The sequence below is a fragment of the Nocardioides sp. genome (assembly GCF_004803405.1).
GTDB classification, from domain to species: Bacteria; Actinomycetota; Actinomycetes; order Propionibacteriales; family Nocardioidaceae; genus Nocardioides; species Nocardioides vastitatis.
On record NZ_SSXI01000016.1, the window covers coordinates 1 to 7324 of the forward strand.

Annotated in this window: 7 protein-coding genes; 4 read left to right on the forward strand and 3 right to left on the reverse strand. The window is 70.6% G+C overall.

Annotation, left to right across the window (positions count from 1 at the left end):
- On the reverse strand, positions 1 to 1419 hold a 1419-nt coding region (locus E7Z54_RS01375; protein ID WP_136431038.1), incomplete at its 3' end, for a DEAD/DEAH box helicase.
- A 124-nt stretch (positions 1420 to 1543) separates the two neighbouring features.
- Between E7Z54_RS01375 and E7Z54_RS01380 the strand changes: the two genes are divergently transcribed.
- Positions 1544 to 3076 (forward strand): fibronectin type III domain-containing protein, encoded by a 1533-nt coding sequence (locus E7Z54_RS01380; protein ID WP_136431040.1) that lies wholly within the window; start codon positions 1544 to 1546, stop codon positions 3074 to 3076.
- Positions 3077 to 3094: 18 nt separating this feature from the next.
- On the opposite strand, the gene glmS is transcribed toward E7Z54_RS01380, so the two are convergent.
- The gene (gene glmS, locus E7Z54_RS01385; protein WP_136431042.1) at positions 3095 to 4930 is read right to left on the reverse strand and encodes a glutamine--fructose-6-phosphate transaminase (isomerizing); all 1836 of its coding nucleotides are present in this window, start codon (positions 4928 to 4930) and stop codon (positions 3095 to 3097) included.
- Positions 4931 to 4977: 47 nt separating this feature from the next.
- Positions 4978 to 5241, reverse strand: coding sequence for a hypothetical protein (locus E7Z54_RS01390; protein ID WP_240769452.1), 264 nt, complete (start codon positions 5239 to 5241; stop codon positions 4978 to 4980).
- A gap of 262 nt (positions 5242 to 5503) precedes the next feature.
- Between E7Z54_RS01390 and E7Z54_RS22805 the strand changes: the two genes are divergently transcribed.
- From E7Z54_RS22805 to E7Z54_RS01400, 3 genes are all read left to right on the forward strand, one after another.
- On the forward strand, positions 5504 to 5641 hold the full coding sequence (locus E7Z54_RS22805) for a hypothetical protein (RefSeq protein WP_168798104.1): 138 nt from the start codon (positions 5504 to 5506) through the stop codon (positions 5639 to 5641).
- Positions 5642 to 5805: 164 nt separating this feature from the next.
- Positions 5806 to 6369 carry a YceI family protein gene (locus E7Z54_RS01395; RefSeq protein ID WP_136431044.1) on the forward strand — a complete coding sequence of 188 codons (564 nt, stop codon included), beginning with the start codon at positions 5806 to 5808 and terminating at the stop codon, positions 6367 to 6369.
- An 86-nt stretch (positions 6370 to 6455) separates the two neighbouring features.
- On the forward strand, positions 6456 to 7324 hold an 869-nt coding region (locus tag E7Z54_RS01400), incomplete at its 3' end, for a serine/threonine-protein kinase (RefSeq protein WP_136431046.1).

The window sequence follows — 7324 nt, forward strand, 5'->3', positions numbered from 1 at the left end:
ACCACGGTCACGGCCGCCGGCCGGCGCCTTGCGGTCGCCCCGGTCCGGCCGGTCGTCGAACGTCCGCTGGGCACGGCGCTCGGCCTCCGGGTCGAGCAGCAGCGGGGTGTCACCCTGCATCGCGATCGCGAGCGCAGCGGCGACGTCCACCTCGGGCACGTCATGCGCGCGGATGTAGTGGCTGACGACGTCACGGAAGAAGCTGATCTGGGGCGACTCGAGCGCCGCGGTGATCTGGTCGTCGAACCGGGCGAGCCGGGTCTCGTTGACCTGGTCGACGCTCGGCAGCTGCATCTGCGTGAGCGGCTGGCGGGTCGCCTTCTCGATGTGCTTGAGCAGGTAGCGCTCGCGCGGCGTCACGAACGAGATCGCGTCGCCACTGCGCCCGGCACGGCCGGTGCGACCGATGCGGTGCACGTAGGACTCGGTGTCGGTGGGGATGTCGTAGTTGACGACGTGGCTGATCCGCTCGACGTCGAGGCCACGGGCCGCGACGTCCGTCGCGACGAGGATGTCGAGCTTGCCGGCCTTGAGCTGGTTGACGGTGCGCTCGCGCTGCGTCTGCTGGACGTCGCCGTTGATGGCCGCAGCGCTGAAGCCGCGCGCGCGCAGCTTCTCGGCCAGGGTCTCGGTCTCGTTCTTGGTGCGGACGAAGACGATCATCCCCTCGAAGTTCTCCACCTCGAGGATCCGGGTGAGGGCGTCGACCTTCTGCGGGTAGCTGCAGATCAGGTACCGCTGCGCGATGTTGTCCGCCGTGCGGGTCTTCCGCTCGATGGTGACCGAGACCGGGTCGTTGAGGTACTTCGCCGACAAGGTGCGGATCTGCTTCGGCATGGTCGCGGAGAACAGCGCGACCTGCTTGTTGTCCGGGGTGTCCTTGAGGATCGTCTCGACGTCCTCCGCGAAGCCCATGTTGAGCATCTCGTCGGCCTCGTCGAGCACCAGGAAGCGCAGCTGGGTGAGGTCCAGCGTGCCCTTCTCGAGGTGGTCCATGATCCGACCCGGGGTGCCGACGATGATGTGCACGCCGCGGCGGAGCGCGGAGAGCTGCACGCCGTACCCCTGGCCGCCGTACACCGGGAGGACGTGGACGCCGCGCAGGCTGGAGGCGTACTTCTCGAACGCCTCGCAGACCTGGAGGGCGAGCTCGCGGGTGGGAGCGAGGACCAGCGCCTGCGGGGACTTCTGGGAGAGGTCGAGCTGGTCGAGGATCGGCAGCGCGAACGCGGCGGTCTTGCCGGTGCCGGTCTGGGCCAGTCCGAGCACGTCACGCCCTGCGAGGAGGTGTGGGATGGTCTCCGCCTGGATCGCCGACGGCGACTCGTAGCCGACCTCCGCGAGTCCCTTCAGGATCCGCTCGCCGAGACCGAGGTCGGCGAACGTAGCGGTCTCGTGCTCTGCTGCAGGCTCACTCACCCCTCCAGCCTAAGGCCGTGACGGACTTCACCGTCGATCGCGAGCGCGGTGCGCTGGGTCACCTCGCTCAGGAGGCCCTGCGCCGTGCCGATGGAGCAGGAGAATGTCCTAGGGGGAGGGTTTGATGCGAACCGAAGTCGGCGGGCGGATCCGCCTGCGTGCGCTGTCTGCTGTGGTGGCGGCGCTCGCCTGCGCGGTGTCGGTGCTCGGCGGTGCGCACGTCGGTCCTGCCGAGGCGGCCACGCCCGCCCGGGTGACCGACGTCCGGGTCGTGAGCCCCACCGTCACTGGGTCGACAGCGAGCCTGACGGTCCGGTGGGACCGGGCCGGCCGCGCGAGCGGCTACCAGGTGCTCTGGTCGCGCTCCCGAAGGATGACCGACCCGCGGGTGGCCTCCACCCGCACCCGCTCCCTCACCGTGCGTCGGCTCCGCCAGAACGTGACCTACTGCTTCCAGGTGCGCGGCGTCTCGGGTCGCACCAAGGGCCGCCGGTCGGCGGTGGTCTGCCGGCTGACGCCCCGCCGGGTCGGCCAAGCCGGCGCGGTCTGGATGAGCAAGCAGGTCGTCGAAGGCACCGGCACCGCCGCCACCACGACGCTCACGGTCCGCTGGCCCCGGGTCGGCGGCGCCACCTCCTACGAGCTCGACTACCGTCTCGGACGCACGGTCCAGGCGCCCGGGAAGGTCACCCGCAAGGGGATCAGCGGCGAGACCGCGATCGTGCGCGGACTGCGGCCCGGACAGGTCTACTGCTTCCAGGTGCGCGGACGGAACAGCGCCGGCTACGGCTACCGCAGTCCGACCCACTGCAAGTTCACCATGCCGGCAGGCCGCCGGGCGGCGGCCTCGCCGTCCGCGACCGTCGTCGACGTCGGCTCGTTCAACGCCTGCAGCGACGCGTGCCCCGGGTGGTCCACCCGCGCCCCGAAGGTCCGCGACCGGATCCTGGCGATGAACGTCGGGGTGATGGCGATGCAGGAGGCCGGCTCGGCGACCGACTACCTCGACCGCAACCTCCCGGGCTACACCAAGGCCTGCCAGGTGGGCGCCGGCCGCGCCGAGGCCGACCACTGGGACAGCCAGTCGCTCTTCGTGCGGGACGCGGACTACACGGTCGTGCCCGGCACGGCGAACGGCGTGCGGTTCGCCGCGAAGACCCACGGCGCCTGCTGGGTCGAGGTGATCGACCGCTCGACCGGGCGACGCCTCGTCGTGGCGAGCGTGCACCTCCTCAATGGGAAGGGCGACGCGGAGGACCGGGAGCGCTACGCCCAGACCGGTACCCTGCTCGGCCGGATCGACGCGCAGTACCAGAACCAGCCCGGCGGCATGCCGTCACTCGTGCTGGCCGGGGACTTCAACTCCCACCGCAGCCGCGCCTTCGACGGTCCCCGGGTCCGCCTCGAGGCGCGCCGCTTCCACGACGGGTACGACGTCGCGGCGTCCTATGACTCGCCGCCGTGGCAGAACTCGGCCAGTGGCTGGCTCGCCGTGCCGGTCAGCTCGTGGACCTGGGGTGTCCACATCGACCGGGTCTTCGCCCCGGCCGGCGCCCATGTGCGGAGCTGGCGGATCGTCGAGCCGATGTCCGGGGGCCGCTACACGCAGCTGCTCTCCGATCACAGCCCGGTGCGGGTCTCCATCCAGCTGCGCTGACGTCGCCGACGCGCGGGCTCACTCCACGGTGACGGACTTGGCGAGGTTGCGCGGTTTGTCGATGTCGTGGCCCAGGTTGAGCGCGGCCTGGTAGGCGAGCAGCTGCAGCGGGATGGTCAGCAGGATCGGGTCGAGCTCCCGCTCGTTCTTCGGTACGTCGACCCGGTGGGCGCGGCCGGCGAGGTCGCCGAGGTCCACGCCACGGTGGGTCACCACGGTGAGCGGGCCGCCGCGGGCCGTGATCTCGTGCAGCGCCGCCACGTTCCGCTCGACCAGCTCGTCGTCCGGGACGACCGCCACGGTGGGCACGTCGGTCGAGATCAGGGCGAGCGGGCCGTGCTTGAGCTCGCTGGTCTGGTAGGCCTCGGCGTGGCGGTAGCTGATCTCCTTGAACTTCTGGGCGCCCTCGCGAGCGACCGGGAAGCCGCGCACTCGCCCGACGAAGAAGAGGCTCTCCGCCTCGGCGAGCCGCTTGGCGATGTCGGCCAGGTCGGGCTCGGTCGCGAGCACCTCCTCGATCTGGCCGGGGATGGCGGTGAGCCCTGCGATCAGTCGGCGACCGTCGGCGATCGACAGGTCCCGCACGCGACCGAGCTGAACCGCGAGCAGGGCGAACCCGAGGAACATGTTCGTGAGCGCCTTGGTCGAGGCGACCGCGACCTCGGGCCCGGCGTGGAGGTAGATCCCGCCGTCGACCTCACGGGCGATGGCGGAGCCCACGACGTTGACCAGGCCGATCACGCGGCCGCCCTTGCGTCGTACCTCCTGGACGGCGAGGAGGGTGTCGATCGTCTCCCCGGACTGGCTCACGGCGACGTAGAGCGTGTCGGGCTCGACGATCGGGTTGCGGTAGCGGAACTCGCTGGCAGCCTCGGCGTCGGCCGGGATCCGGGCGAGCTCCTCGATCAGCGAGGCACCCATCTGGCCGACGTAGTACGCCGAGCCGCAGCCGAGGATCTTCACCCGACGGATCGCGCGCAGCTCGCGGGCGTCGAGGTTGAGCCCGCCGAGGTGTCCGGTGCCGAAGCGCTCGTCGAGGCGGCCGCGCAGCATGCGCTCGGCCGCGGCAGGCTGCTCGAGGAGCTCCTTGTGCATGAACGACTCGTGCTCGCCCGCCTCGTAGTCGCCTGGGTCGATGTCGACCTCGCGGGCACGGCGGTGGGTCGCGGCGAGACCACCGGGGTCCAGCCGGTAGGTCGTGAAACCTCCTGCGGTGACGGTGGCCATCTCGCCGTCGTCGAGATGCGCGACCGTCGTGGTGTAGCGGACGAGCGCCGCCAGGTCGGAGGCGACGTGCATCTCGTGGTCGCCGACGCCGACGATCAGCGGGCTGCCGTTGCGCGCCACGACGATCCGGTCGGGGAAGTCCGCGTGGGTGACGGCGATGCCGTAGGTGCCCTCGATCCGGCTCAGCGCCTCGGCTACGCGACTCTCGAGGGTGTCGGCCTCGGACCGGGCGATCAGGTGGGCCAGCACCTCGGTGTCGGTGTCGGAGGAGAGCTCGACGCCGTCCGCGGTCAGCTCGGCACGTAGTGCGGCGGCGTTGTCGATGATGCCGTTGTGCACGACGGCGACGCGGTCCCCGGCGTCGGTGTGGGGGTGCGCGTTGACGTCGTTGGCCGGGCCGTGGGTCGCCCAGCGCGTGTGCCCGATGCCGATCTTGCCGGTGAACCGCTTCGGCAGGCCTTCGGAGAGATCACGAACCCGCCCCGCCCGCTTGACGACCTTGATGCCGCTGGGCCCCAGGACGGCCACGCCGGCCGAGTCGTACCCGCGGTGCTCGAGGCGGGTCAGCCCCTCGACCAGCAGCGGGGCCGCCTGCTGGGTGCCGATGTATCCGACGATGCCGCACATGTCGATGTCTCCCTCTCGTGGACGTCCTGTCCACACTGGTGCCTGGACTAGCCGTAGATGATCCGGCGGAGCTGTCGTTCCGAGAGTTCCGGCGCCGCAACCACGCGGCCGCGAAGCTCCTCGCGGAGCGAGGCGAAGATCTCCGCGTTCTTCGCCCCGTAGGTCCTCAGCTCGACGTGCCTCCGGCGGACGTACTCCTCCACCGGCTCGTCGTGGAAGGCGAGCACGTCCTCCACCAGACGCGATGCCTCGGAGTCCGAGAGTCCGGTGCTCGCCATGACGTGGCGCAGCAGTCGTTGATCGACCGACACGCTCCGAGGATGCGCCCCATCCGCCACCTTCTGCAACTTCCTGCCCGGTTTCGGGCAGATCCACGTGCACTACGACCTGATCCGGTCAGTGAGGCGGTCAGGCGACCACCTCCGTGCCGCAGGCGTGAGTGGAGCAGGATGCGCCACCTGTCCGCACTCGATGCGCCAGGGTGGAGCGTCGGCGGCCCGATCGGACGGAAATGACCGGCCGGGGTGGGGGACGTGCTATCTTGATGAACGAATGGTGAACAGGAGGTGTCCCATGACTGACACACAGGCGACAGCCCGGCTCGAGATGCGCTGGGTGTCGGTGACCGGTGCCGACGGGCGCACCCGGATGGAGTCCCACTGGGATGCCCCCGGTCAGGCAACCGTCACGCACACCCACGCCGCGGCCTGACCGCCGGCGCGCTCGACCCAGCTCGGAGGAGCCGTCCCCTACGCGGGTCGGCTCCTCTGTCGTTTTCTGTGTCCCAGATCACACGGAGCCGGAGGAATGGTTGACGTGTCACCTTTGCTGAGGTGGTCAACGGTTCAACTACCACCGTCAATCAAGGAGACGCAATGACCGAGACCACCACCACCCAGGCCCTCACCGACGTCGCCGGTGACTACACCCTCGACACCGCCCACAGCCGTCTCGGCTTCGTGGCTCGCCACGCCGTGGTCACCAAGGTCCGCGGGCAGTTCGCCGACTGGACCGGCACCGCGCACATCGACACCGCGAACCCGGCCGCGTCCTCGGTCAACCTGGTGATCAAACCCGCCAGCGTGAGCACGGGCAACGCCGACCGCGACGGCCACCTCGCCTCCCCCGACTTCTTCGACGTCGAGAGCTTCCCCGAGTGGACGTTCGCCTCCACCGAGGTCTCCCGCGACGGGACTGCGTGGACGATCACCGGAGACCTGACCATCAAGGGCGTCACCGTGCCGGTCACGATCGACTTCGAGGAGAACGGCTCCGCGAAGGACCCGTTCGGCAACGTCCGCGTGGGCTTCGAGGGCTCGGTCACGGTCAACCGCAAGGACTGGGGCCTCACCTGGAACGCGGCGCTCGAGACCGGTGGCGTCCTCGTCTCCGAGAAGATCAAGCTCGAGTTCGACATCTCGGCGATCCGCAACGCCTGAGGCGCTGCCTCCCGCCGGTCGCGCGTGACACCCGGGTCGAGTCCGTCAGGGCTCACCCGGGTGTCGCCGCGGATAGGCTCGCCGCCATGGGCGAGGTCTTCGCTGGGCGCTACGAGCTGCTCGACCCGATCGCGACGGGGGGCATGGGCACCGTCTGGCGCGTCCTGGACCGGGTCGCCGGTGAGGTGAAGGCCGCGAAGATGCTGCGCCAGACCGACGCGGCGATGCTGCTGCGGTTCGTGCGGGAGCAGTCGGTGCGCATCGACCACACCCACGTCGTCACTCCGCAGTCGTGGGCCGGGGTCGACGACCGCGTGCTCTTCACGATGCCGCTGGTCCGGGGCGGCTCGGTCTCGGGACTGATGAGGCGCTACGGGCCGCTGCCGCCGCGCTGGATCGCCGTCCTGGCCGACCAGACGCTCCAGGCGCTCGAGGCCGTCCACCGGGCCGGGATCGTGCACCGTGACATCAAGCCCGGCAACCTGCTGCTCGAGCCGACCGGCAGCAGCAGGCCGCACCTGCGGCTGACCGACTTCGGGATCGCGGTGCCGCGCGACGAGCCCCGGCTCACCCACGTCGCGATGGTGATCGGGACTCCCGGCTACATGCCTCCCGAGCAGCACCGCGGCGCCGATCCGGACCCGAGCGCGGACGTCTACGCCCTCGGGGTGGTGATGCTCGAGATGCTGACCGGCCAGCGCCCGATCGATGACGACGAGCTGCCGCCGATCGACGTCAGCGGGGTACGCAGCGGCAACGCCGAGCACGACGCGGTCCTCGACGTCGTCGTCGCCGCAACGGCGTACGACCCCACCCGGCGCCCCTCCGCAGCCGAGCTCCGCGCTTACCCCGCCCTGCGCGAGCTGGTGGCCCGCTGGGCCGACCCCGCACTGCGCGACGGGCTCGAGGTGGTCGATGAGTACCCGCCGACGGGAGCCGAGCCCGCAGCCGAGCT

Excerpts from the sequence above, each read along its gene's own strand:
- glmS (WP_136431042.1), bottom strand. The coding sequence starts at position 4,930 with ATGTGCGGCATCGTCGGATACATCGGCACCCAGCAGGCGGCCCCGCTG.
- E7Z54_RS01395 (WP_136431044.1), top strand. The coding sequence starts at position 5,806 with ATGACCGAGACCACCACCACCCAGGCCCTCACCGACGTCGCCGGTGAC.
- E7Z54_RS22805 (WP_168798104.1), top strand. The coding sequence starts at position 5,504 with ATGACTGACACACAGGCGACAGCCCGGCTCGAGATGCGCTGGGTGTCG.
- E7Z54_RS01380 (WP_136431040.1), top strand. The coding sequence starts at position 1,544 with ATGCGAACCGAAGTCGGCGGGCGGATCCGCCTGCGTGCGCTGTCTGCT.